The sequence below is a fragment of the Microcoleus sp. K5-D4 genome, from assembly GCF_036704575.1.
In the GTDB taxonomy this organism is placed as follows: Bacteria; Cyanobacteriota; Cyanobacteriia; order Cyanobacteriales; family Microcoleaceae; genus Microcoleus.
This window is the reverse complement of record NZ_JAUBSD010000019.1, coordinates 56,600-81,305: the sequence shown is the minus strand read 5'-3', so window position 1 is coordinate 81,305 and position 24,706 is coordinate 56,600. Positions and strand designations below refer to the sequence as shown.

General features: G+C 44.3%; 21 protein-coding genes. 8 read left to right on the top strand and 13 right to left on the bottom strand.

What is annotated here, in order from left to right:
- Nucleotides 1–156: 156 nt before the first annotated feature.
- Nucleotides 157–1,221: a DUF5895 domain-containing protein gene (locus QUA77_RS08810; RefSeq protein ID WP_333449885.1), complete on the bottom strand. Its 1,065-nt coding sequence runs from the start codon at nt 1,219–1,221 to the stop codon at nt 157–159.
- 83 nt (nt 1,222–1,304) lie between these two features.
- On the opposite strand from QUA77_RS08810, the gene QUA77_RS08805 reads away from it, so the two are divergent.
- Nucleotides 1,305–3,239 (top strand): type IV secretion system DNA-binding domain-containing protein, encoded by a 1,935-nt coding sequence (locus QUA77_RS08805; RefSeq protein ID WP_333449884.1) that lies wholly within the window; start codon nt 1,305–1,307, stop codon nt 3,237–3,239.
- The gene (locus QUA77_RS08800; protein WP_333449883.1) at nt 3,239–4,399 is read left to right on the top strand and encodes a hybrid sensor histidine kinase/response regulator; all 1,161 of its coding nucleotides are present in this window, start codon (nt 3,239–3,241) and stop codon (nt 4,397–4,399) included. Before QUA77_RS08805 ends, QUA77_RS08800 begins: the two co-directional genes overlap by 1 nt.
- Before the next feature lie 81 nt (nt 4,400–4,480).
- Here the strand turns inward: QUA77_RS08800 and QUA77_RS08795 are convergent, their stop codons facing one another.
- The 3 genes from QUA77_RS08795 to QUA77_RS08785 all read right to left on the bottom strand — a co-directional run bounded on the left by QUA77_RS08795 (nt 4,481) and on the right by QUA77_RS08785 (nt 6,561).
- The gene (locus QUA77_RS08795; RefSeq protein WP_333449882.1) at nt 4,481–5,167 is read right to left on the bottom strand and encodes a response regulator transcription factor; all 687 of its coding nucleotides are present in this window, start codon (nt 5,165–5,167) and stop codon (nt 4,481–4,483) included.
- 153 nt (nt 5,168–5,320) lie between these two features.
- Nucleotides 5,321–6,001, bottom strand: coding sequence for a hypothetical protein (locus QUA77_RS08790; RefSeq protein ID WP_333449881.1), 681 nt, complete (start codon nt 5,999–6,001; stop codon nt 5,321–5,323).
- A gap of 128 nt (nt 6,002–6,129) precedes the next feature.
- The gene (locus tag QUA77_RS08785) at nt 6,130–6,561 is read right to left on the bottom strand and encodes a helix-turn-helix transcriptional regulator (RefSeq protein ID WP_333449880.1); all 432 of its coding nucleotides are present in this window, start codon (nt 6,559–6,561) and stop codon (nt 6,130–6,132) included.
- Nucleotides 6,562–6,915: 354 nt separating this feature from the next.
- On the opposite strand from QUA77_RS08785, the gene QUA77_RS08780 reads away from it, so the two are divergent.
- Together QUA77_RS08780 and QUA77_RS08775 are read left to right on the top strand one after the other, a co-directional pair.
- Nucleotides 6,916–7,992, top strand: a complete 1,077-nt coding sequence (locus QUA77_RS08780) for a hypothetical protein (protein WP_333449879.1) — start codon at nt 6,916–6,918, stop codon at nt 7,990–7,992.
- Nucleotides 7,993–8,156: 164 nt separating this feature from the next.
- Nucleotides 8,157–8,642, top strand: a complete 486-nt coding sequence (locus tag QUA77_RS08775) for a hypothetical protein (RefSeq protein ID WP_333449878.1) — start codon at nt 8,157–8,159, stop codon at nt 8,640–8,642.
- A 96-nt stretch (nt 8,643–8,738) separates the two neighbouring features.
- On the opposite strand, the gene QUA77_RS08770 is transcribed toward QUA77_RS08775, so the two are convergent.
- Both QUA77_RS08770 and QUA77_RS08765 read right to left on the bottom strand, forming a co-directional pair.
- Nucleotides 8,739–9,920: a hypothetical protein gene (locus tag QUA77_RS08770; protein WP_333449877.1), complete on the bottom strand. Its 1,182-nt coding sequence runs from the start codon at nt 9,918–9,920 to the stop codon at nt 8,739–8,741.
- A 226-nt stretch (nt 9,921–10,146) separates the two neighbouring features.
- On the bottom strand, nt 10,147–12,783 hold the full coding sequence (locus QUA77_RS08765) for a DEAD/DEAH box helicase (RefSeq protein ID WP_333449876.1): 2,637 nt from the start codon (nt 12,781–12,783) through the stop codon (nt 10,147–10,149).
- Between the two features lie 555 nt (nt 12,784–13,338).
- On the opposite strand from QUA77_RS08765, the gene QUA77_RS08760 reads away from it, so the two are divergent.
- Nucleotides 13,339–13,941, top strand: a complete 603-nt coding sequence (locus QUA77_RS08760; protein ID WP_333180887.1) for a hypothetical protein — start codon at nt 13,339–13,341, stop codon at nt 13,939–13,941.
- 423 nt (nt 13,942–14,364) lie between these two features.
- Here the strand turns inward: QUA77_RS08760 and holA are convergent, their stop codons facing one another.
- From holA to QUA77_RS08735, 5 genes are all read right to left on the bottom strand, one after another.
- A complete protein-coding gene (gene holA / locus QUA77_RS08755; RefSeq protein WP_333449875.1) occupies nt 14,365–15,321 on the bottom strand; it encodes a DNA polymerase III subunit delta in 957 nt (318 codons plus the stop codon).
- Nucleotides 15,318–16,751 (bottom strand): DNA polymerase III subunit gamma/tau, encoded by a 1,434-nt coding sequence (dnaX, locus tag QUA77_RS08750; RefSeq protein WP_333449874.1) that lies wholly within the window; start codon nt 16,749–16,751, stop codon nt 15,318–15,320. Before dnaX ends, holA begins: the two co-directional genes overlap by 4 nt.
- 748 nt (nt 16,752–17,499) lie before the next feature.
- On the bottom strand, nt 17,500–19,002 hold the full coding sequence (gene dnaN, locus QUA77_RS08745) for a DNA polymerase III subunit beta (RefSeq protein WP_333449873.1): 1,503 nt from the start codon (nt 19,000–19,002) through the stop codon (nt 17,500–17,502).
- A 652-nt stretch (nt 19,003–19,654) separates the two neighbouring features.
- Nucleotides 19,655–21,082, bottom strand: coding sequence for a DEAD/DEAH box helicase (locus tag QUA77_RS08740; RefSeq protein WP_333449872.1), 1,428 nt, complete (start codon nt 21,080–21,082; stop codon nt 19,655–19,657).
- Nucleotides 21,083–21,181: 99 nt separating this feature from the next.
- Entirely contained in the window at nt 21,182–21,412 is a 231-nt protein-coding gene (locus QUA77_RS08735; RefSeq protein WP_333449871.1) for a hypothetical protein, read from the bottom strand.
- A 408-nt stretch (nt 21,413–21,820) separates the two neighbouring features.
- Here QUA77_RS08735 and QUA77_RS08730 point away from each other — a divergent pair, with 408 nt between their 5' ends.
- The 3 genes from QUA77_RS08730 to QUA77_RS08720 all read left to right on the top strand — a co-directional run bounded on the left by QUA77_RS08730 (nt 21,821) and on the right by QUA77_RS08720 (nt 22,811).
- Nucleotides 21,821–22,006, top strand: a complete 186-nt coding sequence (locus QUA77_RS08730; RefSeq protein WP_333449870.1) for a hypothetical protein — start codon at nt 21,821–21,823, stop codon at nt 22,004–22,006.
- Nucleotides 22,007–22,077: 71 nt separating this feature from the next.
- On the top strand, nt 22,078–22,494 hold the full coding sequence (locus QUA77_RS08725; RefSeq protein WP_333449869.1) for a XisH family protein: 417 nt from the start codon (nt 22,078–22,080) through the stop codon (nt 22,492–22,494).
- Nucleotides 22,482–22,811, top strand: coding sequence for a XisI protein (locus QUA77_RS08720; protein WP_333180868.1), 330 nt, complete (start codon nt 22,482–22,484; stop codon nt 22,809–22,811). The genes QUA77_RS08725 and QUA77_RS08720 overlap by 13 nt, the downstream gene beginning before the upstream one ends.
- A gap of 499 nt (nt 22,812–23,310) precedes the next feature.
- Here QUA77_RS08720 and QUA77_RS08715 read toward each other — a convergent pair whose 3' ends face one another.
- Both QUA77_RS08715 and QUA77_RS08710 read right to left on the bottom strand, forming a co-directional pair.
- Nucleotides 23,311–23,436, bottom strand: a complete 126-nt coding sequence (locus QUA77_RS08715; RefSeq protein ID WP_333449868.1) for a hypothetical protein — start codon at nt 23,434–23,436, stop codon at nt 23,311–23,313.
- Nucleotides 23,433–24,674, bottom strand: a complete 1,242-nt coding sequence (locus tag QUA77_RS08710) for a hypothetical protein (RefSeq protein ID WP_333449867.1) — start codon at nt 24,672–24,674, stop codon at nt 23,433–23,435. Before QUA77_RS08710 ends, QUA77_RS08715 begins: the two co-directional genes overlap by 4 nt.
- Between the last annotated feature and the right edge of the window lie 32 nt (nt 24,675–24,706).

Here is a 24,706-nt window from a genome sequence, read left to right as displayed (position 1 = left end):
TTAGGAAGGTTTTTTTAGTGATTGAGTCATGCACAAATCCAGGGTTTTGTCAAATTAATTTAGATGCGTTTACCCTGAGGCCGCCGCCAGCTTCAGTTTTGCTACGACGGCCTTACCTATCAACTTGCTGACAGCCAGCTTTTCAGTAGTTAGTGTTTAGTAGTCTGCGGGTTCATCGAAGTCAAAATATTCTTCTGAATCAACCTCAACTTCAACCTCAGCCGCCTCGGAAAATTCATCTAACTCCTCTAATTCTGAGTCTGTTCCTCCTTCAACTTGTGCAATTTTGCGAGGGGGCGACAATTTACCTCGATTTTTGCGGTTAGTTACGCTTTCTGGCAACGCCTGGACTTCAGGTTCGGCACCAGCAGCTATAGCTGGCAACCCGGCATCGCTAGCGTCTATGAAACCAGCAATGCTATCGTGCAGTCCCCAAATCAATTTCTTTTGTGGTTTTTGACCGAGAAATAGCTTGTGAAAATTAGCATCAGTTGGCTGAGTAATGCTGTGAGTTTTGCAGCAAAATGATTTATTTTTGCCTTCCCCTTCTTTGATAGCTCTAAACTCGACATTCAACACTCCCAAAGAGCGCCACTTGTCATTTTTACCGCTGTAATCTTTCCCAAAGCAATCAGCAAATACCCGTTCCAAATTGCGGTAAAATTCTTCTCTAGCGCTCTTAAAACTCCAGAGGGCTACATTCTTGAAGCGGATCACAATCGGTACCTGATGCAGGGGTTGGTTTTTGGAATTTAGAAACATGAGAGCGTGTTCGGAACACACTTCCTGCGTCTTTTTATCGAGGGAATCGCGATATTCGTTGTAAAGCCCAATAAAAGTACCTGCTAATTCTCCATTTTCTTCAATATCTTTGTAGCGGATGTACTCAGGCACAAAAGCTAATACCAACATTCTCGCTTTTTGGAGCAGTAAGCCCGTCACTTGTTCGCTTAGTTCGACCGTTGTCAATTCCTCTTGATTAGGCATTGCGTGCCACTCGGCTTTGGCAAGCTGGTCGTTCGGGAGCAAAATACCTGCTGGGTTATCGTTAATCACGATTCCGTAGGGCAAAGAGGGCTTGCGAGTTTGGTTGTATTCACTGTTGAATAGCTCCGGATCTATCTCGTAATAATCAGCACTCTTGTTCTTTTGCGTGTTGGAGTTTCCACTAGAATTCTGTACTGTCTTACTTGGAGATTTCGCGTTATTGCTTCTTACCATTGTTTACCTATTTTTGTAATGGTCTCCCCCTTGAGGCGATAGCCGCTATCTGAAACATTTAGTTTTTTTAAGAACTAAAAAAAATGAACAATTTGCAATTTCTGCCTAAAATTAACAAAGCTACCTTAGTACCAATGGCAGTTCAACCTCCTAAACGTTCGTTAACTAGCATAGATTTTGGGGGGTTGTTGGGTCAGTTTATGAAGCCAGAGGGACTGGCAATGTTAGGGCTAATGGCAGGCTTACTTATTGTTTCCAAATTAGTTGGAAACGGAAAGGGTAAAATTACCTCCGGGCGGCTGTGCGGGACGGCTGAAAAATTGGCAGCCACAGGTTGTGCCCTCAAACAAATGAGAGAAAAAAAACGGCAGCCCGTCACTTTGTGGAGCGGTACGCCGACTTATTGGTTTAAAGGTTGTCAGGGATTGAGCGCTCGATTGCAAACGCTATTAGGTGCATCTCCTACAGTTTGGTTTCCCCACGCAGAACGCGGAACTTTAGTCATTGGCGCTCCGGGTTCTGGCAAAACATTCAGCGTCATTGACCGGATGGTTGAAAGTGCATTTCAGCAAGGCTTTCCTGTCATTATTTACGACAAAAAAGGAGACCAAATGAAACTCCTTGCACCGCTTGCAGTGCGCTACGGCTACGACGTGCAAGTGTTTGCACCGGGGGAAGCTTACAGCGGCACTATCAATCCTTTGGATTTTATGAGAGATGCACAAGATGCAGTAATGGCAGCAGAAATTGGACAAGTTATTGCTCGAAATGCTAGTCCGGGGGAGGGTAAAGGCAATGAGTTTTTTGAGAAAGCAGGCGAGTTGATGGCGAAGGGTTTAGTGCAGTTGGCAAAAAGCAGTCCTTACCCGGATTTAGCTTTTGTGTACGCAATTATTCAACTGCCAGATTTGGTCAAGCGCATCGACCACGCCGTTCATCGGCCAGACGGTCATCCCCTCAAAATGGACAGGTGGATTGCCTCTAGTTTTTCGCAGTTATTAAGTTCAAAAGATGCTGAAAAAACAGTGGCGGGCATCAAGGCAACCGCAGAGGCAACCTACTCCAGTTTCATTCAAAAAGATTTGCTGCGGGCATTTATTGGTCGCAGCACCATTCCGATTGCTTTAGAAGGCAAAAAGTGCATTATTTTCAAATTAGATGACCAAAGGCGCACTGTAGTGGGGCCGCTGTTAGCTGCTGCTATTCATTTATGTGTGGTGTCTAATTTGAGTCGGGTACGTTCTGACCCATTTTTGTACTGCTTAGACGAGTTTCCGTCTCTCAAGTTTGACAGAATGGATCAGTGGGCTAACGAATATCGTTCTGCTGGCGGCGTGCCGATTGTTGGCATTCAATCGCTCAATCAACTTTACAATCTTTATGGGGATAAAAAAGGGGCTGCGATCGCCAGTGCTCTGTCAACTCACGTCCTCTTCAACCCCGGCGATTTTGAGACAGCCGAAAAATATTCTAAGCGGTACGGGGAAGTGGAAGTGCTGGTAAAAAATCGATCGACCGGCAGTTCGACGGGGCAACAAACGAGTCGCTCTGTCAACTGGAGCGAACAGTTGCAAAAGAAACCGCTGATTAGTCCTGACGAAATTCTGAGGTTTCCTCAAGGCAAGTGCGTTATCACTTCTCCTGCTTACGCAACGGGGACGGAAGCTTTATTTCCCTATCCTCTCAAGATTCCGGTGCGGCCCGGCGACATAAAACGAGCCAAAGATTCTGAAGAACTGTGGGACAGCAGCATCAGACCGCAGCTTGAAAGGCGGGCGAAAGCTTTGTCAGTAGAGCAGCAGACGGGTAAACTGCTCAATATAGATGAAGAACTCGACAAGCGGATTCAATTCGCTTACCAATTGCTACCACATCCGAACGATCCAGAAGAACCCGTGACGGTGGCTGATATTAAGTCGCCTGTTAATGCTGCTGGTGCGAACAGCGCGGCTGGAAAAATAGCGGTTGGCAATATTCGGACAAAACTTAAAAATCTGTCATTTGGTGGCGATAGATAATGGAGCAAACTAAACAATTTTTGGCTGACATTTTGATTGTTGACGATATTCCAGCTAACATTCAACTGCTCTCTCAACTGCTAATTGAAAACGGTTACAAAGTCAGGAAGCTGATTAGTGGAGAGCGAGCTTTAAAAGCAGTAGAGTTGCAAGCGCCAGACTTGATTTTGCTAGACATAAAAATGCCCGGTATGGATGGTTATGAAGTCTGCCGCCAACTTAAAGCATCTGAAGCTACTTGTGGTATCCCTGTAATTTTCATCAGCGCTTTAGATGACGTATTTGACAAAGTAAAAGGGTTTGAGGCGGGCGGTGCTGACTACATTATAAAACCTTTTGAGCCTGTTGAAGTGTTGGCGCGGGTATCTGCCCAACTTAAAATGCAGCGCTTGCAGCAGCAACTTCGCTGCGCTAACGTGCAATTGGCTGCACAAAATATTCAGCTCAGCCAGGAAATTCAAGAAAGACAGCAAGCAGAAGCCAATTTAAGAATGCTGTTGCACGCTGTTTCGCACGATTTGCGATCGCCTCTATCGGGAATGTCGCTACTGCTGCGAAGTTGCCTCAATGATGCTGCCAGTAACATTGCTATTGATAGGCGGACTGTGGAGGTTATGGTGCAAAGTTGTTCGCGCCAACTCCAGTTGATTGAGTCATTAACAGCAACACAGCAGTTTGATGTGAAAAGTGCTTCTTTAGCAATGAAGCCGCTGTCGCTGCCCGCTTTAGTCCAAAATATTTTTATTGAAAGATTACCAATTCTCAACCAGCATCGAGTCAAGGTTAAGCAGCTTTTTGCAGCAGATTTGCCTTTAGTCAATGCTGATGCCCAGCAGCTATGGCGGGTGTTTGGCAATCTGATCGACAATGCTGTTAAATACAATCAGTCTGGGTTTATTTTGACTGTAGAAGCTAAAAAGGAAGGTGAGATGGTTCGCTGTACGGTTGCAGATAATGGGGCCGGAATTTCTCCTCAGCAATGTGCAAGATTATTCGAGCCTTATACCAGGGGGCTTGGAGTTAGTTTAAGGCAAGGATTGGGATTGGGACTTTACATTTGCAGGCAAATTGTTGAGGCTCACGGCGGAGAGATTGGCGTTGATAGCGAATTGGGAAAAGGAGCCAGGTTTTGGTTAACATTGCCAAAGTTTGAAGATTGACAAGATGCCATAATTTGCTAGGCGATAGCTACGCCTCAAAAACCACTTTTTTTAGAACAATTAGAAGCTGCATTCCAACGGCTAAACCAGCCCCAAACGCAGTGCTTTAACGGCAGCCTGGGTGCGATCGCTCGCTTCAAATTTAGCTATAATCATCTCTACATGACCTTTGGCGGTGTGGACGCTCATTCCTAGTTGAGCAGCGATTTGTTTATTGCTTTTACCCTCAACTAGCTGCTGCAAAACCTGCATTTCCCGTTCAGTCAGCTTGATGTCGTCATTCGCATAGCTATCGGGCGGCGGCGTTTTGAGATTTTGCAGTACGCAGTCGGCAATTTTAGGGTCCAAGTAGCTGCCACCTTCCTGCACAGCCGTAATCGCTGCTAGAAGTTGTTCTGCATTAGTGCCTTTAACGCAGTAGCCGTGAGCGCCGCTTGACAAAGCAGCCATAACTTGAGTTGGATTGCTGTGGTGGGTGAGCATCAGGATGCGAGTATGTGGCAGTGCAGCTCTAATTTGCTGCGCGGCTGCAATACCGTCGATTCCGGGCAAGTCAATGTCCATCAGCACGATGTCTGGTTGGTGTTGCAGTGTGGCACTGACGGCTTCGTTACCGTTAACAGCTTGTGCGACTACTGTTAAATGGGGTTGGCGATTGAGGATATGCTGTAGCCCGAGCTGCATCATCGGGTCATCTTCAACTATTAGGATGGTTTTTAGTTGGCTTATTGTTGGTTGGGTGGCGGTAGTTGCAGTCACGGCTAACATTCCTACTACATTTATCCATACCTATTGTTTTTCCTCATCTTAAAGAGTGCCATCCTCCTATGGATAGAAGAAACGTATTAATATTTGGGCGATTGCGTCGGGAATAGGGGTGCATATCTCTCGATAGGAGGATGGCAATAAAATGTAAACTGATTATATCGATACTTCGTTGATTTCATCCAAATTGATAGCTGTTGCTACTTCCTTCGGTTGAGGTGTTAGATAACCATTGAGCTTGATAACTGTTTGTTCTCTCTCTCGTTCAATGGTAGTCAAAAGCCAATTTTTGGTTTGTCGGTGTTGCTTACTATCCCAGGCCAACTGAACTTTTTTTGCTGGTTGAGTCGGATGCAGTGCCAAAATAATTAGTTGCAGCTTGTGAGGCTCGATCTCGAAGAATTCAGCAGCTACCCATAACTTAACTCGGTCTTGCCAAGTCAGTACAGGATGGCGAATCGCCCACTCAAATAGTCTGGGTGTTCCTTTGACTAAACCCACATTTGTACGGACTTGTATCACTTTGAATGGAGGAGAAGGGGAAGAGTTTTCTTCTGTCACTCCCCTTTTTGTTCGGTCTAGTTTTGTTTGAATTGGAATGTCCACAAACAGTTTTCGCTGCGGTAAAAACAGTGATGGCGATAGTTCTTTGAGCTGGAAAACCCACTGCTGGAACTGGGGGTGACTGTTGAGAATTGGCTCGACAGGTAATCCCATTAAAATTTGCTTGACGAGCAGTTGCAAGCGTTCTTGCAGATAGGAAGGAACAAGAGGTGGCTCTTGTAGTGGGCTAGTATGAATAGTTTGATTGAGGTCTGATAGAGTAAGGAAGTACATTGCTCAGAGGATAAAAGGCTGAGCAATAGCGGCGATCGCCAGAAGTAAGGGGGCGAGTGGGGAATTAGACGGTGATTTTTCCGGCTTCTCAACTGAAAACCGTAAGGGTGCAGGCTGCTTGTTACCAACTATACAAGTTTGGCTAAAAATGCTACTGAGGAAGAAATGATATCGGCAATATCATCTGGATCGAGGGAATAAATCTTTGCTAAAACTTCTTTTTTAATTTTTTCAGAGCCTATCCTCTTGCTGCCACTCACTTGATCGATCGCCACCTCATCCAAACCGCGTTGATAAACTGATAGGGATATTTCTCCATCCAAATAAAGTTGCAGAGTCTTGGTACTGCCACCGCTTAACTTTGCCAGTTGCCGAAAGTTCTTAGAATCGGATTCGGGTATCGTTTTCCCTTTTAACCACCGATATACGGTTGAAAAATCTACTCCGATAGCGGACGCTAAAGCGCTTTGAGTCCAGCCTTCTTTCAGCAGCAGCTCGATCAACTGAGTCAGCCGCTTTTGGCGATCGAGTATAAGAGAAGATACAGAGCTAACAGTCACAATTGCTTACCGAAAATTTAGGTTTAAAGTCCTGGGGCACACGGGAACTAACGCCCTTGCGAGACACCGACAAGAGTTTGGCTGAGGAGACTCCTCCGAGTGTAAGCCGAGTAGTGGAAAGAGGAAGCCCAAAGAGCGGTCTTGGGAATCCCCGCGCGCGAACGCACCCGGAGGATGTCAACTAACGCTTTTACCGTACACTATTTTACTTTCTGCTGCGTTGAAGCCGATACTTTTTCGCTATTTTACGCCCTTTCTACAAAATTTGAGCAATCAAAGCCTTAATCGATTACGCAACTACTCTTGCATTATGCAATACTTAATCTTGCACCGCGCAAGACGGACGGAACATCAATGTCATCCTCCAACACAGTTCGCGGTTCTGATGCACATAACTTGTCTGTTGTTCGCAGCGCTGAACTCACTGCGAGAGTTGCACAGGACTGCCAGCTAAACAAAGCTGACGCTAAAGATTTGTCTGCCCAGAGCAGTACGCTCACTGATGCTGAAGCATTAGAATTAAGCAGCTTGGAAGCTACAGTCGAACGGAGCTTGAAAGCTTTCTGGGAAATAGGGCAAGCTTTGGGCCAGATCCGGGATCGGCGCCTTTATCGGCAAGACTTCTCGACGTTTGAAGACTATTGCACTAATCGGTGGGAAATGTCTCGTCGCTGGGCTTACCAATTGATCGAGGCGGCAACCGTCTATGAAAATGTGCGCCATGGCGCACAAATCCTTCCCGCCAATGAGCGCCAAGTTCGCCCTCTAACAGCACTACCCTCTCAAGAGCAGCCTAGGGCTTGGGCTCAAGCCGTTTCTACTGCTCCGAACGGCAAACTTACGGCTTTTCACGTTGCCCGAGTTGTTGAAGAACACCAGAAAAAAATTTCGAGGAATAAGTCTAACAACGAGAACAGTTCCAAAAACCAACGAACTCTTTCAACCAATCATCCATCGTCAAACCGTGAGATTTCAGCAGCCCCTCAAGAGAATGCTGGGGGATTGGGAGCAACATCCAGTCAGACAGAAACTCAATGGCGAAGCTGCTGGAACTGCTATCATTGCAGTTTTGAGCCAATTCAAGGCAACCCCCAGAGTTTTTATTGTCACAAGCTAGGCAAACTAAGCTTTATTGAGAAGGATGGTAACGAACGCGGAGCTGAATGTAAATTGTGGCTCGATCGATGGATCGAGCCAGAGTTAGTCAAAAAGGCAAGACGAGCCCAACGCGATACTTTTACCTTAACTCTACAGCTCCCGATACACCTGCAAGCCCAGATGCAAGATGCGGCTAAAACTCAAGGGCTGGCTGTAGCAGATTGGGCTGCACAAGTCCTCAAAGCAGCAGTTTCTACAATCAGTTTGGGTTCAGAAGTCAAGCCTACTCATGTTTTGATTCCAAACTCGGTTCAAGATCAAGCTACTAATTGACTGTGCTACTATAGCACACACAGGCATACTTTATTGTTGCTGTCAGTGTGCTTTAAAGGCATACTGACAGCATATTCCGGTCAGCCAGCTCAGCCAGCAGTGAGTTCTCCCCTCAAAAATCAGCGCGGATTCACCTTGACTAAGTACCCCAAAGCAGAGACCCAATGGCAACCAACAACATCAGAATTGTGGGCTACTTGCCGCCAGACCAGCACCAAAAGTTACGCGACTACATGGCAGAGCAGTCTCTAACGGAAAGTGCTGCGCTCGTCAAAATCCTCAAGCAATTCTTTGAAGCAGCCCCAGCGCTCTCGGTCGTTGCGGTAGCTTCTGAAACAAGGGAGACTCTTGCCCAACTGCAAGCAGAAATTGCTGATTTGCTTCTTCGAGTCGCAGCCTTAGAAACTGAAGGAGTTCAGCGCCAACTCAGTAAAACTTCCTCTAAACACGCTCCTGCACGGCAGTCTCCAGTGGTGCTGGGCTCCCTGAAAGCTGCTGACCTAGCAAAACGGTTGGGAGTGAGCGCTTCTGGCGTCGAAAATGCTGCTTCAGAAGGCAGTGCTTCCTTTGAAGAATGGAGCAAGCGGCGAGATCCAGCTTCTCGGGCATGGAAGAAGCTGGGCAATCTCTTCTATCCGTTGCAAGATTAAGGTTCGCTGTCTGATACATTTACGCCATACAATGCGGGAAATTCTCAGAAGTTTGCAGTGATAGCGATACCATCATTGCTGACAGTAAATATGGCACTAGAAATCGTCCAAATTAAACAGCGAAAATTGGTGAGGCGATGTTGTCTTATTTCTGGGTCGGCGTTTCCCCTTAACTACTTCTTGAACTACTGTCTTTGAATGAATTGATGTCTTCTCGTTCAAGTCAATAAATTCTGAGCTTTCTCCTGAACTTATTTCAGGTTCGACTGGACAATCAGTATCATTTTTAGCGTGAGATTCGACAGGCTCAAACCACTCATTGTACCAATAAGTGGCGTTCATTGATTGAGGTCGATCGCTACTTAAACTATTGCCGAGGAGCAAGTCAGTTTGACCCAACCACCAAATCGGAACAGCCAACCAAGGTGAAAACATATAAAACTGAAACAAAGCGCATTTTAACAGAGTAGGGTCTATATCTTGACCGATACCGCTCAAACAGTAATTTGACTGTGCTAACATTAAAGCTCCCGTACCGCAAGCGGGTTCATTGAATCTGGAAATTCGCTCTGTCTTATCACCACTGACTAACTTAGACATGAACTGACCCAAAGTTAAAGGTGTCGGATAAAACCCTGAACTTTTTTGAGCAGTCTTTCCGCAAATTTGGGGTAGCAGTCTGCCCATATAATCTTCAGGATAAAGCATGAGAATTGACAGGTCAAACATCTGATAAAGACGCATTGATGCACCTTCACAGCCGGCGGGTTCTTTGGGTAAAATCTTGTAAGCTGGATGTCCGAATGCGAACAAAACCCAGTCCAAGAAAAATTCTAAATAGTCCCAAGCTGACCAAGTTTTCCATTCTCCATGTTGAGGAATGCAATTGAGAGTGTTATCTAGCATTGCTTCTGCTGCAGAAGAATATTGCCATTCTATTTGCGGAATCGGTTCTGATGGCAAAGTTTCCTCAATTACAAATTTGGGTAATTTTTCGGGTTTTCTGTTCTCCAGAATAGCTAGCATTGGTTCCATCTTCCACCGCATCCAGGCATGAGCGGGGACAGCTTGACACAAAGCCCAATAATCCCACCTTCCCCATAAACATCGGTCTATTTGTGCGACAATTGTTAAAAGCCAGCCCGGCTTTAAATCTCGTTTTAGGTTAGGGATTAGAGCTTGCTTTTTCTTTGGTTTATAGGGTTGCTTTCTGAAATGTAACAGCGTTAACTCTCTAGTTTTGGAGTCAATAACTGGTAAGACAAGCTTGTTTTTCATGAGTACAAGTCTGAAAAATGCACCCCTAAAAACCGCAGTAGCGGTTCGCACAATTCTATGTTGATGCAAGCAGCGTCTTGTTTAATAAAAACAGTAAAAAAAATTGGGGAATAGAGTGTAGCTATTTTCAAACACAAAAGCTACACTCTATTCCCAGTCCTCTTTTCCCTATTTCTCTCTCCTTATTCCCCTTTCTCAGCCGTCTATTCCACCAATTTTTTTATATTTAAGGAGTAGAAAATGCTTCGCACAGCAGCAGCCCCACCTGCTTGAGTAAAGCTTTATTGCCATCAGGGCATCCCGACTGAATCAAACATTTAGGACAGCCCGAACTGCAAGAACAACTGCGGGCTAACTCAGCAGCCGCATGAGCTAATTGAGGGAGAGAACGAAAAATAGCTTCCGAGGTTCCCGAACCCCCTTCTGCTAAATCGTAAAAGAGTCCTGCATAGTCATTTGCACCTCTCTTCTCTACCAGAAAATTCACATCATTAGCTGAAGCCAAAATAGTCAGAGGTAAAGCTGCTATAATTTGATGACCGAAACTGTGAATAGCCAACAAATTCGCGGGGTACTCCCACAACTGCTGATATCCGGGAGGAATTGCCTGTTGAGACTGAAGCAATTCCTGGCGAGTAGCTGTTACTACCTGTTGCAGGTAACATTCAACCGGGGAATTCAAACTAATTTGCAGTACAGGAGTCGCAAATTTGATTTCGTAAGGTTGCTCAAAGTTTACCTCATTAAGAACCGATGTTAGCTCAGCCGAGCGAGTTCTCTTGCCACAAACAGGACATGTAGTACATTTTGATAAAGGCTCTCGGTAATTGACGCATTTTCTATTGAGACAAGTTAACTGATAATTGCGAGTCAATAATTGATAACCCGTGACAAGTTGGCTAATTTCTCCCCAAGCCAGTTCCAGAATAGCTTGAGCTGGAATTGCATTACTATCCGTTGAATTGGTTTGAACATTTCCTTCAACTTCTGGAATAACCAACGGGATTTGTTGAGGCAAACTCAAATTCTGCTTGAGGCTGGTATCAGTGTGGCTAATCGCTAGAGTAAACAGTCGAGTTTCAGGGATGTTTTGTAAAATAGCTTTGCCATTCAAGAGTGAGCGCGAAGTATAAGTCACCAAACAGCCGTCTGAGTTTTGCGTGCGGTAAATAGCACCAGGAAATACCTCTCGATAAGCAATCTCCGCACTGAGAAGTTCAATCTCTTCTTGAGTATCCGCATCCACCAGTTGTATCGTGCTAGAACCCGTTCCCCCTCGAAAGTTTACATCTTTATGCGGAAAGCCTTTTGCCCATAATTTATCCCGGCTTTTGTGAAGAACACCTTGCTCAATTAAAGCCGTTGCAATTTGAGGAGCGCTTTTGCCAAAGTAGTGCTTGAGCTTATTGGCCCGAATGCCTGTTTCGACAGCCGCGCACATCAAATGTTTAGCAATATCTATGGGATAATTGGCATTAAAGCTCACTAATTCAGATTCTGCCGACAGCAACAATTCAGGGCGAGCGGCAAAATAGTTATCCAAAGGTGATTGTGCAATGGGAATGAAGATAATTAAACCGGAGTTTGTGCGACCGGCCCGGCCAGCCCTCTGCCTGAAAGCTTGCAAGCTTCCCGGCCATCCCCTAATAATAGCAAAGTCAAGTTGAGGCAAATCAATTCCCGCTTCGAGAGCGCTAGTGCTGAGGATACACTTAACTGTTCCTGACTTCAAAGAGTTAATAATTCCCATGCGGCGCTCGCTGGTTAAACTGCCGTAGAAAATTGCTACTTGCGACTCAATTCCCGAGTTAGTTTGAGTTACAGCTTCTTGCTTAAAAGTGGCCCACAAGTTCTTTATTGCTTGTCTGCCGTTACCGAAGCAAATTCCGCTTTGCCCTTGCTGCAACAAAAACATAATGATGCGCGCAACATCGGAATTAGCATCATGAGTCGGTTTAGTAACAATTAATTGCCGTTCTGGGACAGCAGCTCCGCTAGAGTTAATCCAAACTAACCGCTCTGATTTATTGATATTTCGCTTTCGACTTCTACCAGATAGTAACTTCGCTAATTGAACGGGATTGCCAACAGTAGCACTCAACATCAGGAATTGCAGTTTTTGAGAACAACCTCCGCGCTCGTCTACTGCCAATTTTAAGCGGCGAATTAAGCTAGCTATGTGTCGAGCTCCGTAAACTCCGTTAAAAGTGTGAGCTTCATCTAGGACAATATAGCGGAGGCGACTTAAAAAGTGCTGCCAAGGCTGACTCCAGTGAACGCCTTTCAGCGCATAGTGAATTAACTCTGGTGTTGCGCTGATTATGCTAGGATTTGCCGCCAATAATTGTTCTCTGGTTTGGGGAGGAGTATCTCCAGTTAGAAGTGCAAGGCGTGGGCGCGCAGGCTCAGGAATCAGTTGGAGCAAATCGGCAAGTTTTTGACTTTGGTCGGCTGTTAAAGCTTTCAAGCCATAAATAGAGAGCGCAGTAAATTGATGTTGGAGAATGCCCTCTAAAATAGGCAAGTACGCACTTAAAGATTTGCCAGAAGCTGTTGCTGTGCTGAGGATGACATCTTTGCCCTGGCGCACGGCTTTGAGTGTTTTAATTTGGTGCGAATAAAGCTGTTGAATGCCTTGGCGGTGCAAAGCAGAAATTATTGAAGGCGGCAAGTCTTGAGGAATTTTGTAGAGTTTAGGAGTTGTAGCAGTCGCGATTGTCTGATAAATAACCTCTTCGCCTAAAAAATCACACAAATCGGCTGTTGCAGTTGGCTGCAAATGGCTTGCTTCTGGGAAGTTATTTTGGTGAAAATCAGGTCGGGCTATTAGTTGGGAAAGAAGGTTGATATAATTGGGAGGCATTGGTCACTCTAAGAATGAATCTTTCCTCTCTTACTACCGATAGGTAGGAAAAAGAACGAGAGAGGAAATAGAAAAAAAAACTGGGAGTCGGACTGCTTTGGGTAGCAATTATGGGTTTTAATTCAGGAACTAGGGAAACGGTAGGCCTCTGGCTCACTGCGCTCACGCCCCGCCTCGTGAGACGCTAGCATTAACACAGTACACTTGCCATGTATATAGCGGTTCTCAAGCAAGTGAGGTGTCAACTGCCTAAGCTGCGGAGCATCTAAAGTGTATGTTGGGATTGAGGGGAAGAGAGGGAGAGGGGAAGAGAGGGAGAAAGGGAGAAGGGGAGAGAGTGCAGTTCCGAGTTGAAGGTTGGAAGGTAGCAAAGAAGAGAGGGAGAGGGGGAGAGAGGGAGAAGGGGAGAGAGGGAGAAATTTTTACGCTTTTTCTACAAGGATTTAAGTAGATAATTTAAAGACGCGACAGTTTACCAATTACCAATTACCAATTACCAGACGTACCTCATTTAACCCAGAAATGTTATAGTATGTGATTGAGAATAATAAACCTATGCCTTACAGTAAATTTACTCTCAGCAAAGCTGTAGATGATTTTAATCTCACAATCATTGAAGGCTCACGATTCCTACCAGAAATCTCCCCAGTCACTCCTAGTGCTTTACTTCAGGATACTCTGAGAGAAACAATTCCTTGGGCGATCGCGGTGAGTAGCGAGAAAGCTCGTTCTGAGGGTATCATCAATCCTGTGCTACTCGAAGTAAAACGCCAACTTCACGGACAAATTAGCGTTTTTTCGGGCGAAGAATTCAATGTAGAACCGGAGGCTGAACTTACAGGCTATGTTGACTTTCTCCTGAGTCGTTCCCCGGAGCAACTATTTATCAAAGCTCCTGCAGTTATATTGGTGGAAGCCAAGAAAGAAGACCTTAAACCGGCTCTAGGGCAATGTCTTGCAGAAATGGTGGCAGCTCAACGCTTTAACCAACAAAAGCAACAGCCGATATCGACGATTTATGGAACGGTGACTAGCGGTACAGTTTGGCGATTTCTTAAACTAGAAGAGCAATGCGCGTCCATTGACCTTACAGATTATCCGCTTCCTCCGGTTGAGCAAATCTTGGGCTTTCTGGTTTGGATGATGCAGGAAAGATGAGCTGCTATTAAACGGTTTTTGGGTAGCTCAGTTAACTGACTTTCACCAGAAAAACGAGCGAGAAGCCCCTGGCTTTAGACATGGGGAGGAAAGCGGCAGCGACATACAGCTACGACTTGCACCAAGCATCCGGGCAAACAATACAACTCCACCTGCTGAGTCGGTTGTAACTGGCATTGACGAAATTACCTTACATAAAAAATATGGTAAGCGGAAAGCGAGCGAAACTTTATTTAGTCCGCTCCATGCAAGCGACTCTCTTAGACTTTAGTCCCCGTAAAATTTTGTAACAAATCTGGACTTATTGTACATTTTTTGAGTGCAAAAATGTTAGAAAATAAGTCTGATAAGTAATGAAAAAACAGCGTTTTTGACGCTACCTTTAATGAAAGACTGCCGAATTAACTCGGCAGCGCTTTCCTGTTATTTAAGGTGAGTGAATTGAGTGATTCTGAGCAAAGCAGGCAACATCGAGTCAGGCTTATCTCCTGTTTTGAGAGCGATTTCTAAATCAAACAAAATGGAGAGCGATCGACTTAAGGAGTTCGCAGATACTTCCTTAACCTCCTGCTTAAGGAAATACAGCCGTTTGGGGTTACTAATTCCGCACATACTAGCAATTTCGCTATCAGAACGTTGTTGGCAGGAATTGAGAGTAGCTTTTACCCACAGCCAAGTTTTAAACTGGGTTTGAAGAGTAGCAATAATTGCCACAGGAAACTCTGCCCTTGAGAGCAATTCGTCAAGCACCTTAATTGCCGCCACTGCTTGACCTCTTAAAAGGGCTTCGGCAAGTTGAAAGCTACTGGCTGTGGTAGCGGGAACAAGGGCTTTTGCTGCCTCTTTCGTAATGCGATCGCCCGCGGCATAAATGGCTAATTTTTCCAGTTCACTAACTCTTCTAGCAGAATCGTTGCCAATGGCTACCGCTAGATAGCTGACAGCATCTCTGGCAATTGAGAGATTCATCTGTTTAGCAGTAGCAGCGATCGCACTTTCAATCAAATCAGTACGCCAAGGAGGAATGAGAGTAAACTCCTTAAGTTGACCAAACTGCAACAAATGCTTGACCACCTTAAGCCGCTTGTCGATCGCACCAGCAGTGAAGACTAAATGCGTCGTGGTAGGTAACTGGGGCAAGATTTGCAGCAATTCTAGCCCAGTTTCTCCAAATTGCTTAAAATCGCAATTTTCAACGACAATGAGTTTGCTTCCTCCGCCAAAAGGAACTGAAGCAGCAGCAGAGAGGGCAGCATCCAGGGAAGAAGCATCGAAGCGGTGGATGTTGAAATCTCGCCAGAGAGGGTGAGTTTGAGTTTTGAACTTTTCCACTTCTCTGGCGATCGCGTAAGTATCATTCCCAATTAAGATATAGATCATGCTGCTAAATCCTCCTGTTGTTTGACAGTGACATTAACAGAACGACCTAGAGCTTTAGTGACGATACGCTGCACGGATTCAAGGTGACTTTTAAACTTAGTAGTGTATTTTCTTTCTACTACTAACACACATGAATCAGTAGAAAGTTCTGCAATTTTAGCTCGGTTCAAGAGATCGCGATTGCCTGGTTTCGCTGCTGCTATTACTTGCGCCCAAGTTGCCTCTAAGTCAGGAGCAGGAGCAGGAGCAGGAGCAGTAGCCTTAACATCTTGAGGGCTTTTATCAAGTTTGTCAAATCGATTAGATTGGGAAGTGGCCGGCAATCGCATTTCGGGGGCAGCGGGTTCGCTCTTACCTATCAAGTTCAGCAAGCAGACTTCTAACCAGGTAGCAGCATTCGTACTGGTTCTCAATTGAAATTCTGATTTTTGCAATTGTGCACAAGCCGCATCAATTGTTTCAAAATCGAGATGAAGAGCGAGCGATCGCAGTTGTGAGTAGCCAACGGGCCCTGTAATTAAATTCTGGCAGTGGCGCGTTGATTTGACAATGAGCAAATCTCTCATTGCTGCTAGCAAGTTGCTGAGAATCAGTTTGGGGGTTTTGCCGCTGTCAATCAGGGTTCTCGAAGATTGCAGTACGCTTAAGGTATCGCCAGAATGAATGGCTTTGAGAAGGGCGATCGAGTCTTCCTCGCTAATGCTGCCAGAGACTTCTGCCACTGAAGAAACCGTAATCTCTGAATTTAGCAGTGAAAGCTGAGAGAGTAGTTGCAGGGCATCTCTTAACCCTCCGTCACAGGTGCGAGCGATCGCCCGCATTGCCGAATTTGCGATCGCAATAGATTCAGCGACGCTAATTTTGTCCAATTGTCCCACAATAGCATCAACTGACAGAGATCGGAAGTTAAAAGTTTGGCAGCGGGAGATAATTGTCGGCAGGACTTTATGTGCTTCAGTCGTACACAGAATAAATACCACATGAGCCGGAGGTTCTTCAAGGCATTTGAGGAGAGCATTTTGAGCGCTGATACTGAGTTGGTGACACTCGTCTAAAATCCAAATGCGGTAACGGCTCATCGCTGGCGCAAAGTTGCTGTGTTGTATTAATTCTCTGGCATCATCCACGCCATTGTGAGAGGCAGCATCGATTTCAGTTACGTCTAAGCTTGAACAGGAGTCAATGGTTTTGCAGCTTGAACATTCCCCGCAAGGAGTGGCGGTTGGCTTTTTGCTATTCAAACAATTGAGGGATTTAGCAAGAATGCGAGCGGTTGAGGTTTTGCCTGTTCCTCTGGGGCCAGTAAATAGGTAAGCTTGAGCAATTTTGTCGGAGGTGATGGCATTGGTCAAGGTTGTTTTGATGGTGTCTTGGCCCACTAATTCTTGGAGGTTTTTGGGTCGGTATTTGAGGTGCAGTGGTTGGTACATTTTGAGTGGTTAGAATACTTCTGGTAACTATTCCCCGATAGGGGAGCTGTGCCTAAAGTTGTTAAACTCATAGGACTTACGCATAAGCTCTATCTGTAGTGTAAAAATTGTGTATTTTACCGCTACTAATAGTGTTACCAAGTATTTTTGGCGTTAGTCCTGGCTCAGTTGTTGGCGCTGGCGATCGCGCTGAACACACTACCGCAAGGAAAAATTGCTAAACCATCTGCTGCTGAGATACAGCAAAAAAGCACGGCATGAAGCAATACGGTTCAGATAAGACACTCATGGAGACAAAACACTGTGAAAAATAGATACTGCGAAGGCGCGTGCCTGCCCGAAGGGCTTATGCTTCGCTATTCGCTCTCTTCGGAAAAAAAATTAACTGAACCGTATTGCGCCATGAAGGAAAAATCGAAAGCAAAAAGTTTGAGCAAGTGGAAACTGATTCCAGAGCGCAAAACTGGGGCAATTTACACCCCGCTTACTTGCGATGTTGGGACTTTTGAATATGCAAAATTTTCGGCGGTTGCGATGTTATTTTAACCAATAAAGAGAAACATTAAAAATCACTGATTTACCCGCAAAAACGTTGCTAATAACCAAAAAAAGTAGTAAAATATATGTGGCATTTGTAGACAGTTTAGTGTGGCAAAGAACCACTTAAACCCTCCTAAATTATACAGGAATAGGCTCCGAATTTTGGCAGGAGAGGGCATCAAATTTAGATCCCACTCCCACCTTTCAACTATTCTTGCGGAGCGACAATATATTCGCACTCTAAAGCCTCTGTACCTGACGCTGGCGTTCCAAACGGTGCAATCAGTAGGGGAGTGGTAGAAGTTGCCATTAACACCCGCAAATCAGAGCTGGCAATCGCTTTAGCTGTATCAATCAAATAGCGGATGTCGCACTTTAGACGAAACTCACAGCCCCAGAGTTTAGCATCAACTGTTTCAGTTCCTGAACTGAGAGTATTGTTGAGTGATGCTCGCACTTGTTGGGCATCTAAATCGAATTCTAAAATAGCTGTTAGGTGAGACTTGTCGCTGTGAGAAGCTAACCTCTCTAAGGCTTTTAAAAAGCTCAGCCTCTCAACCACCACTTGATGGCTAAATTGATGTCGATAGGGAGCGATAATTTGGTCGCAAACCGGATATTGCCCTTCTAGCAACTTCGTTGTCAACCGCCAATTATTCCACTCGAATGCGACAAAATTACTAGGTTGCTCTGGCAAACCTTCATAGTAAATCGTAACTTTGTCAGCAGAATTCAAAGAACGCTTTAATAACCGGAGTACCTTAGCAGGGACAGTAAAATTAATTATTTGACTGCTCAAAAGGTGGGAATTGCTGCTTTCGTTCAATCCTAAAACCATTGCTACCCGATGCCCGTCTGTCGTCCAAACTCTCAGTTTATCGAGTCCTCTGTCTGCGTCGTGACTGATTTGAAAATTACCTCCGGTTAAAATGCGTTTGTTTTCCTCACAACTGACAGCAAATAAGCTAGCTTTGAGGACAGAAATTAACACGCTAGCAGGAAGCGTTACAAGTTTCTGTGGAACGCGGGGGATAGCCGGAAATTCGTCCGCTGCTAGCCCGCGAATGGCGTGCTTGCTTCTTAACGCACTCAGAGTGGCACTGACTGATGGAACGTCGCTTCCTTTAATAATTTCAGAAGAACTCTTTAAGGTAAGGCTGCCGTTAGGAAATTTTCCCAGAATGTCAGCAAGTATGGGTGCGGGGAGGGTAAGCTTTCCAGATTGATTGACATTCGCACCAAAGCTCACTTGCATTCCAAATTCTAAATTGTAAGCAGTCAGGTGCAAATGTTGAGTTTCAGCATCAGCTTCAATCAAAATATTGGACAAAATGGGATGGCTGCTATTGCTGGGAATGATGCTTTTCAGAGCCTGTACATAATCGTTGAATTCTCTTGAATCGCAGGCAATTTCAATAGCTGATGGGAGAGGATAAGAAGAAGGCAATATTGCCTCATTTGACACAGTTTCTAGAGAAGGAGCATCGACGGCTGGAAGTGCTGCAAAATTTGTGCAATTTTGCGAGGCTTCTACTTCTTCTGGAGAAATTGTTGAGGGTTCGCAAACTGAGGAAGTTTCAGTTGTTGCTTTGACTGATTTCTTCACAGTCTTTGCAGAATTATGTGCTGGTGCAGTCGAGGGTTTTTTCTTAACTGCTCTCTCCAATACTTCCTCTTTATGGGGTGTTCTTGTCAGTTGAGATTTCGCCATAATTAGTCTGGTGTCAAGGGTGCGATTGGCCGCTGCGGTAGCAGCACTTATTCAGGTTGTTGAGAAAGAGAAGTGGGAAGGGGAAGGAGAAGGAGAAAGAGAAGGAGAAAGAGAAGGAAAAGGATAAGGGGAAGGAGCCCACGCTTAAAAACATAGGATTGAAGGGTAGACATTTTGTATCTAACTCGGGGGGGAGCGATACAATTATTGATTTTTTGAGCGTTGCTATCAACCCACAACTAAAGTTTTTTTCTCCATCTTTATCTTCTCTTTCCCCTTGCCCTTTCGTTTCCTTGTTCGCCTTATTTTATAAATAGGACTTACGCACAGACTCTACTTTAGGAATTACGCAACTGGCATACTCCAATCGATTTATAGGGTGCGTCAGACTTTCGTTATAAGGCGAGTATCGAGGGTTGGGGATAGTAACGTACCTTACTAATTGTGCCAGTTGCGTAATTCCTGTACTTGTAGGGTGCTGATGGCACACGTTACTACTACAAATAGTATAAAGATTGATTCATGCAGCGTAAGTCCCGATGGAGAAGCTTTCTGAAAGTCGATCGTTACTGACTGTTTTCTACACAGGTATGTGTTTGTTAGTTGAGGATTTTACCTGTTAGTTGAGGACTTTACCTCTTGGTTGAAGACTTTACCTCTTGGTTGAGAAGTTTACATTGTACTTGAAAATTTTATTGTTTGAGTACGAGTCATTGGGGGCCACAAATAATATCCGATATCGGCAGCGACTTGCACCGACATAATAAAGTCGATGGTACTCTTTAAGTTTCTGTTGACTGCTCAAATCTTGACCGATTAACAATCTGCTGAAAAGGTCGCTTCCGTCAATGCCAACTTCATCAAAAGTGCTGCCTTGCGAATTGTGAATTGTCAAAGCAAAGCAATTGTCAATTTCAGCAAACAAGTCATCTTTGAACCAGTAGTATTTCCTCCAAAGAAATCCATTGCGTTTGGCACTCTTGAGCTTTTCTTTAAGTTCAGCTTGGTAGCGTTTATTTTCAGACTCGTGCAGGACAAAGATTTGCCGAAATAAACCGTCATCAGTCACAATTTTTAGCAGCCAAACTCGATAGCCGCAGTGCTGGTTAATCTCAGCTTCCTTGACGGTAAATTCCGTTGAAGTCGGCAAAATTACGGTTTTGCCGTCAGGTGCCATGACGGGTTTTTTGGTAATTAGCCTTTCTCCCGGTACAAATCTGGATGCAGCTTGACCGTAGACTTGCTCTCGGATAAGCTGATTGTAGTATTTGACTCGTTTGTTAGTCCAGCACAGAATTCTGAAGGAATCGGGATTTTGACTAAATTCTCGATCGATCGTTTTGACAGCATATTGTAGCAGCGTTTCTGATTTGACTTTGAATGCACCGTTTGACTTGTCTCCTTTTTTGTATTTGGAATGCGGCAAAAATATGTCGGTTTTACTATTGACAAAAAAGCGGCATTCTGTTATGAAATCGAGCACAGGGCTTTCCCCTGCTTGCCTGACAACTTGGGTCAGTACAGCTTTATTGGTAATGCTAAAAGCAGGCGACTTTTTTTCTCCTACAGGATTGAGTTGAGCGGGGTCGCCCATTAAAATTAGCTTGCGGTGATTGAAGAATGTACGTTCAAAATTGCGTTCTATCCATTTCCACAATTCGCTTCCAACCATCGAACATTCGTCGAGGAAGATGATATCGTAGAGGTGAAGGCTGCTGGAACTTGTCTGTGACAAGGCTTTTTCTTGTTCTTTTCTGACCATGCCCAATCCTAAAAGTTGGTGTATTGTCATAAAATCTACTCCGAAAATGCCTTGAGACGCTGCCATTTTTCTGAGAATGCCGACTGCTTTGTTAGTAGGTGCTGTGAGGGCAATGCGTTTGCTTTGACTCAAGAGTTCTTGGATAATTTGAAAGACTATTGTGGATTTTCCAGTTCCTGCGTAGCCGCACAGCAAGAAGAATGACTCGGTAGTGGTTAGAAAGGTTCTCAATTTGTCAAGGGCTTGCTGCTGTTGCGGTTTGAGCGTGAAGGCAAATTGTGTAAGTTTCTGGGGTTGTTCTAGTAAGGCTTGAATCATTAGTTAGTGCCAGATGCTAATTTTATCGTTCTCCTAATAAGCGTTAGCTTTTTCATTTATTTATCACCTAATTAGTCGGAGTTACAGCATATTACGTCTTTAAACTTTAGTCTTTCTATCATTTCTAGCTGCAGCACCCGCGCTTGTTAGCTGCGGAGACGGAAGGTAGCTAGCACTGCTGGTCTGGGCTTCTTCGTCTAAATCGAAGTGAAAGCGGGTGATAATTGGCTGACCTACAGGCCCTAAAATGGCTCCAGAGCGTTCGGGCGGATGGTTGGCGCTCTCCGTCTGAATGAAGTGCAAAACAGATTCGGAAATGTACAGCATCATGGTTTTCAATTGAATTAATTTTTGGGAGGTAGGGGCAAGGTTTTGTATGCCTTGCCCGCAGGTAAATTGTGAGCCAGGACTTACGCATGGGGCCCAGAGACCTGATTTTTTACGAAAATACTTCATTGGAGCAACGCAGATTTGGTAAAAAAAACCCGGTTTCAAGAAGTCGGAGTGCGATGATCGCGAACTGTTTAAGTGTGACTAAGTGGGGGGATCTCGTTTTTAGAGGGTGTTGTTCGAGAGGTTGTCGATCGAGAAGGGGAACAGCCCGGTATGCAGGTAACTGCTGAAGCCTGTTGCCCAAAGGGATGTTTAGCTTCTTCTTGCTCTAAGGTGAGCAAGCTTAACGCCATTTCCTGGCCCTATAACTAAAAACACTGATGTTTAGCTTCTTCTTGCTCTAAGGTGAGCAAGCCTCCTCCTTCAATAGTTGAAGCAGATGCGGCCATCGCTAAACACGTGGGCATCGTGGACATCGAACTTGCCGGCGACTGTTTTTTACCTGCTATTGCTTTATCGAGGGTGAGGCGGATAGCGGGAAAGTTTTGGAGGGCGATCGGGATTCGCTGTGATGATATGATGACGGAATGACGCGGCCCTCTCTCAATTAAGAGCAGCTAGCAGAATTAAATAAAATTCTTGAGTTTGCTACTCTACTATATATGTCAGCTAAAGATATCTTTCATAATGCTGTTCGTTCAGCCTTAGAAAAGGAGGGATGGATAATTACTCACGATCCTCTCTTTATCAAAGTAGAGGAACTGGATTTTTTTATCGACTTAGCAGGGGAGAAAGTTCTCGCAGCCGAGAAAGATGGTTTCAAGATTGCGGTAGAGATTAAGTCTTTTGTTGGGGCATCAGATTTAGCTAGCTTTTATATAGCTTTAGGTCAATTTCTCAGCTATCGTTCCGCCCTCCGAAAAAAACAACCAAATAGGATTTTGTATTTGGCAATAAACCAAGATGTGTACAATGATTTTTTCAGCAATCGATTTATTCAAGAATTAATCGCTGAACATGAACTCAAGTTACTCATTTTTGAAGCTATTAAAGAGGAGATAGTTTTATGGAAAGAATAAATTACGGAGAATTAGTTCAAACAATTCTGTCTCAACACTCCGGGAATGACCTAGATACTGAGACAGAAGTACAATTACTTTTTGACACTGAACGGGAGCATTATCAAGTGCTTCATTTGGGCTGGGACGAGCAAAAACGGGTTTACGGCTGTGTAATTCACGTTGATATAAAAAATGGAAAAATCTGGATTCAGAGGGATAGAACGGAAGCAGGAGTAGCGAATGAGTTGGTAGCTGCTGGAGTTCCTAAAGAAGATATTGTTTTAGCTTTTAAAGCTCCTTACGTGCGTCAATTTACTGAATTTGCAGTGGGGTAAATTGACTCAATTTGTCTGTTTTAATTATCTGTTTAAGTGAAAGATTGAGGAATAAATTGTTCTTTTTTTGACTCCGCCACATTTACGAGCAACTCAGTTGTTTACTGAACGAAAACTGGATGTATAAATTCATTTACAAGATGATTCAGCTTTAATGGTAGATATACCTTCACACAACTTTTCTAACTATTTCAAGGTAGCCATTGATATAGGGTCAATTTTGTAGAAAGCACTCAAATAAGGTGAGCGCTTTCTATCAAAACTCAACACTACCAACTTACTCACTACAGTACCTCGATGGGATTTGAATAAAATATTATCATAAAATTATCCTAACACTGAAACCGTCAAGCGCTATTTTGACATATATCTGAAATATACACTCTTGCAACTCTTCAATTTTTTTCGTGTATCTAATTATTTTTTGGTTCGTTCAACATTTTTGCTAAGCAAGAGAGCTTTAACGCGCGATCGCCCATTCCTCAAGTTAGATGGCTACCTAAGAGAGTTCGATCGCCCATCGAGAGCGATCGGCTACCCAAGAGAGTTCGATTTGTTGTAACCATCTGCGTACAGTAGCCCTGTGTACCTTAAACGTTTGGAGCGATCGCAACTTCCCACTCATCTTCTAAAGGGCATCCTTTCTAAATCAAGTTCAGCAACTTTTGCGAGAGCTTCTAAACGCTTCTTTAATGTTTTATGCCGGGGACATTCTACAGCATATTCGTATTTAGATCCTGTATGTGGAATATCTGGAATTTGGCAATCAATTAAGTTGCTAAGGTTGCCGACTAGCTTTTTGACAGGTATTAGCCAAGCCTTAGCTAACGCTTTAGTACGGAACCCAATCCAAGCTCTAAAGTAGGAGCCATCTTCGCTAATTTGATAAGCCATATTGGGCGATAATTTAACAAGGGGTTCGATGCGGGCTATGCTCAAACCTTTGAGTTCTGTCAAGCTGTAACTTTGGAGTTCTCCGCTGTTCCACTGGATTTGAAATGGACGTGGATTTTCAACGTTCAAGGTAATAACTGTCCCCATTCGTTGAACTCCTTCTCGGTGCTGTAAAATGCAATATCCCTCTCTAAATCCGTAGAAGCCTTGTTTTTTTGTTAGGTTTTCTAACTGCTGCTTCCAGGCTTCTTCCCAAGCTATGTTAAAGTCGAGAAGTTCGTAATTTTCTTCGCTCAATTGTCGAGCTAGTTTTTCTTTCAACTGCTGTTTTTGGAGCGGCATAGCGAATTCTAAGAAATTATCGGGCACTTCAAGAGCTAAATGCGTCTTAGCTCTGATTCTGAGTTCATTGACAGACAAACAGCGGGCGTCTTTTAATTGCTGGGGTGCAGGAATATCTATAGTACAACTTGTCAGGTAGCCGGGAAACAAGTTGATGGGAAAGAGATAAAATTGGTCGAGAGTAGAGATGAGAATGTCGTGTTCGCTCAGCGATTCTACTTTGAAAGGAGTTGCATTACTAAATTGTATCTGTTCGGAATTAGCGAGTACGATAGTTGTGCAAGTTGGAAGTTCTCCAGCAGTTTTTTGGGGGATAAACTTAGGAACGAGAGAGATTTTGAGGGCGCGGATTTCGTCGAGGTTATAAGTCCAAGAAAATGAATCTTCGCCGGAAATTGCGTCCCAAGTAATTGTCACAGGTTTTTCATTTTTGTTGAGAGAAGTAACAGTACCGTATTGGTTGCCAGTTTTAACGATATCGTTTAACTTGAAGGGATGTTCTTCGGCAGGTGCGGGAATGAGGAAAGGGAAAATTACTGCAACTACTTCTTGGATTTGAGAGGAGTGCTGGCTGGCTGATTCAAGAAAGGTTTTGTGGGGGTTTATAATAGACTTGTTAGCGTTCATAACAGCAAGAAGTTGGTTATTCCTTAACTTCT

What these genes read in the sequence shown, in the direction of transcription:
- QUA77_RS08770 (WP_333449877.1), bottom strand. Translation starts at nt 9,920, where the DNA reads ATGAAAAACAAGCTTGTCTTACCAGTTATTGACTCCAAAACTAGAGAG.
- QUA77_RS08805 (WP_333449884.1), top strand. Translation starts at nt 1,305, where the DNA reads ATGAACAATTTGCAATTTCTGCCTAAAATTAACAAAGCTACCTTAGTA.
- QUA77_RS08780 (WP_333449879.1), top strand. Translation starts at nt 6,916, where the DNA reads ATGTCATCCTCCAACACAGTTCGCGGTTCTGATGCACATAACTTGTCT.
- holA (WP_333449875.1), bottom strand. Translation starts at nt 15,321, where the DNA reads ATGATCTATATCTTAATTGGGAATGATACTTACGCGATCGCCAGAGAA.
- QUA77_RS08790 (WP_333449881.1), bottom strand. Translation starts at nt 6,001, where the DNA reads ATGTACTTCCTTACTCTATCAGACCTCAATCAAACTATTCATACTAGC.
- QUA77_RS08715 (WP_333449868.1), bottom strand. Translation starts at nt 23,436, where the DNA reads ATGAGTGGGAAGTTGCGATCGCTCCAAACGTTTAAGGTACACAGGGCT.
- dnaN (WP_333449873.1), bottom strand. Translation starts at nt 19,002, where the DNA reads ATGGCGAAATCTCAACTGACAAGAACACCCCATAAAGAGGAAGTATTG.
- QUA77_RS08765 (WP_333449876.1), bottom strand. Translation starts at nt 12,783, where the DNA reads ATGCCTCCCAATTATATCAACCTTCTTTCCCAACTAATAGCCCGACCT.
- QUA77_RS08800 (WP_333449883.1), top strand. Translation starts at nt 3,239, where the DNA reads ATGGAGCAAACTAAACAATTTTTGGCTGACATTTTGATTGTTGACGAT.
- QUA77_RS08725 (WP_333449869.1), top strand. Translation starts at nt 22,078, where the DNA reads ATGTCAGCTAAAGATATCTTTCATAATGCTGTTCGTTCAGCCTTAGAA.
- QUA77_RS08735 (WP_333449871.1), bottom strand. Translation starts at nt 21,412, where the DNA reads ATGATGCTGTACATTTCCGAATCTGTTTTGCACTTCATTCAGACGGAG.
- QUA77_RS08710 (WP_333449867.1), bottom strand. Translation starts at nt 24,674, where the DNA reads ATGAACGCTAACAAGTCTATTATAAACCCCCACAAAACCTTTCTTGAA.
- QUA77_RS08720 (WP_333180868.1), top strand. Translation starts at nt 22,482, where the DNA reads ATGGAAAGAATAAATTACGGAGAATTAGTTCAAACAATTCTGTCTCAA.
- QUA77_RS08795 (WP_333449882.1), bottom strand. Translation starts at nt 5,167, where the DNA reads ATGTTAGCCGTGACTGCAACTACCGCCACCCAACCAACAATAAGCCAA.
- QUA77_RS08760 (WP_333180887.1), top strand. Translation starts at nt 13,339, where the DNA reads ATGCCTTACAGTAAATTTACTCTCAGCAAAGCTGTAGATGATTTTAAT.
- QUA77_RS08775 (WP_333449878.1), top strand. Translation starts at nt 8,157, where the DNA reads ATGGCAACCAACAACATCAGAATTGTGGGCTACTTGCCGCCAGACCAG.
- QUA77_RS08740 (WP_333449872.1), bottom strand. Translation starts at nt 21,082, where the DNA reads ATGATTCAAGCCTTACTAGAACAACCCCAGAAACTTACACAATTTGCC.
- QUA77_RS08810 (WP_333449885.1), bottom strand. Translation starts at nt 1,221, where the DNA reads ATGGTAAGAAGCAATAACGCGAAATCTCCAAGTAAGACAGTACAGAAT.
- dnaX (WP_333449874.1), bottom strand. Translation starts at nt 16,751, where the DNA reads ATGTACCAACCACTGCACCTCAAATACCGACCCAAAAACCTCCAAGAA.